This window comes from Pseudomonas brassicacearum (assembly GCF_918698105.1).
Lineage (GTDB): Bacteria > Pseudomonadota > Gammaproteobacteria > Pseudomonadales > Pseudomonadaceae > Aquipseudomonas > Aquipseudomonas brassicacearum_F.
Genome location: NZ_CAKKMI010000156.1, coordinates 1 through 2,180, shown reverse-complemented (window position 1 = coordinate 2,180; position 2,180 = coordinate 1). Strand labels below are relative to the sequence as shown.

Below are 2,180 nucleotides of genomic sequence, written 5' to 3'. Positions count from 1 at the left end.
GAACAGGCAACACATCTGCTGAATGTCAGCCCGCTATCGCGAGCAAGCTCGCTCCCACAGGATTCAGTGCAGGCCTGTCAGGCAATCTGCGCCTTAGAAGCCAACTCATCAAACGTAAACTCATCCAGCGCATCCTCCTGCTCATCCAGCACCTGGCGCGGATGATCATTACCCGGGATGCTGCTGTCGATCAGGCTCAACAACCGCGAGCCACGCGGCGTCAGCACAAAATTCTCGCCATTGCCGCCCTCTTCCTCCGGCCGCGGCTCGATATAGCCACGCTCCAGCAGCAACTTCTCGTACTCCCCGGCAACCGCTTTCAGATGATCGAGGTTATCGATCGCCTCGCCTTCAGCCCCTTTCGCCGCCGCGTATTCCTCCGCGTAAGCCCGAGGAGCAAAGCTGTGACCGGCGCCGTTCTGCACTTCGTGCAACAACCGTTCGATCAAGTCCCAGTTATAAGTCGTCATCCTGGTCCATCCTCCAAAGAGTGAGATGCCTACCTAGGTTGTGACCGAGGCGTCGCGCCGCCGTTCAGCCGGGTTTCCGGGCGGTCTCAAACTTGAGCCGACCAACGGCCTGTCGAATGGCTCTGGGGCCAAACGACCAACTGTTGAAGGCCGATTTCGCGGCCCTGTCCACAGGAGAAATCACCATGAACGTAGAGAACCATCCCGTCGTCTCGCGGGAAGAATGGCTCGCCGCCCGCCGCCAACACCTGGCCCACGAAAAAGCCTTCACCCGCGAACGGGACAAACTCAGCGCCGAACGCCGCACCCTGCCCTGGGTAAAAATCGAAAAACCCTATCGCTTCCAAGGCCCCCACGGTGAACTGAGCCTGGCCGACCTGTTCGGCGGCCGCAGCCAACTGATCATCTACCACTTCATGTTCGGCCCCGGCTGGACAGAAGGCTGCCAGGGCTGCTCCTTCCTGTCCGACCACATCGACGGCGCCAACCAACACCTGGCCCACCACGACGTGGCCATCGTGGCCGTCTCCCACGCGCCCTTCGCCGAATTCCAACCCTTCAAGCGCCGCATGGGCTGGGCCTTCGACTGGGTCTCATCGCAAGGCTGCGACTTCAACTACGACTTCGGCGTCAGCTTCAAAACCGAAGACACCGCCACCGGAAAAGCCACCTACAACTACGAAACAACCGATACCACCGAAGGCGAACTCCCCGGCCTGAGCGTCTTCTATCGCAACGAAGCCGGCGACGTCTTCCACACCTACTCCACCTACGCCCGCGGCCTCGACATCCTGGTTGGCACCTACAACTACCTCGACCTGACGCCCAAGGGCCGCAACGAAGACGAAATCATGGACTGGGTGCGGCATCACGATAAATACGAAGAGGCCAAGCCCCACGGCTGCTGCCATGGTTGATGAGCCAACCCGCCCGGTCGAGCGCGCCCCCCGTGGCGAGGGAGCTTGCTCCCGCTCGACTGCGCAGCAGGCGCCTGCTTTAAGCCGACAAATCCCAGGCCAAACGTCCTACATGAAGCTCGGAAAGCGGAGTCTTGTGGCACTGGAGGGGGCCAGCCTATAGTCCCTCGTCGCCCAAAAAGGCGATTCGGGTTTGGCGACTCGATTACAGAGAATGCGAAAGCTACCAGCTGATTGCAGGTACCGACGCACCCGCAAAGCCGCTATATTCCACGGCGGCTGTGCGCGGGAGATCTTCGGATCTGCCGGTTTTCTCTGTAACCGGTTCGCCAACCTGCGCACAGCCACCACCCAATCGTTTGGCGACGACTGAGTGATGGCTTTCAGCCAATCAAACAGAGATCTTCAAAATGAATCGATACATGCCCATCACTGGCATCGACTGCGTCCCCGCAACGTTGCTCATCGATACCGAAGCCCCGCTCGATGTTCTCTTCGAAACCGCCGACTACCGCATCCGCACCGTGACCCAGGTGCTGGAAAACATCGCGTTCCGCTCGGATATCAGCTCCGATACGGTGGTGCTTTCTGACTTTTGCAAAATGCTGACGATAGCGTTGCGGGATGGCTGCGATGTGATGGATGTGATTGGGAGACGGCTGCGGGCGCAAGCTGCTGAGTAACGAAAACGGGCGACCTTTGGGTCGCCCGTTTTTCACATGCGCGGAGAGTAAAATGATCGAGACCTTTATAGAATTTGACCTCGCAGAATATTTCAGCACTCCCGAGGCCA

3 protein-coding genes are annotated in these 2,180 nt (G+C 59.2%); 2 read left to right on the top strand and 1 reads right to left on the bottom strand.

Annotated elements, in window-relative coordinates:
- Positions 1–77 precede the first annotated feature (77 nt).
- Positions 78–470 (bottom strand): transcriptional regulator, encoded by a 393-nt coding sequence (locus LQ215_RS29360; RefSeq protein WP_223472326.1) that lies wholly within the window; start codon positions 468–470, stop codon positions 78–80.
- A 185-nt stretch (positions 471–655) separates the two neighbouring features.
- Here LQ215_RS29360 and LQ215_RS29355 point away from each other — a divergent pair, with 185 nt between their 5' ends.
- Positions 656–1,387: a DUF899 domain-containing protein gene (locus tag LQ215_RS29355; RefSeq protein WP_230153725.1), complete on the top strand. Its 732-nt coding sequence runs from the start codon at positions 656–658 to the stop codon at positions 1,385–1,387.
- Between the two features lie 410 nt (positions 1,388–1,797).
- Positions 1,798–2,070: a hypothetical protein gene (locus tag LQ215_RS29350; RefSeq protein ID WP_058544380.1), complete on the top strand. Its 273-nt coding sequence runs from the start codon at positions 1,798–1,800 to the stop codon at positions 2,068–2,070.
- The last annotated feature ends 110 nt before the right edge of the window (positions 2,071–2,180 follow it).

Excerpts from the sequence above, each read along its gene's own strand:
- LQ215_RS29355 (WP_230153725.1), top strand. The coding sequence starts at position 656 with ATGAACGTAGAGAACCATCCCGTCGTCTCGCGGGAAGAATGGCTCGCC.
- LQ215_RS29360 (WP_223472326.1), bottom strand. The coding sequence starts at position 470 with ATGACGACTTATAACTGGGACTTGATCGAACGGTTGTTGCACGAAGTG.
- LQ215_RS29350 (WP_058544380.1), top strand. The coding sequence starts at position 1,798 with ATGAATCGATACATGCCCATCACTGGCATCGACTGCGTCCCCGCAACG.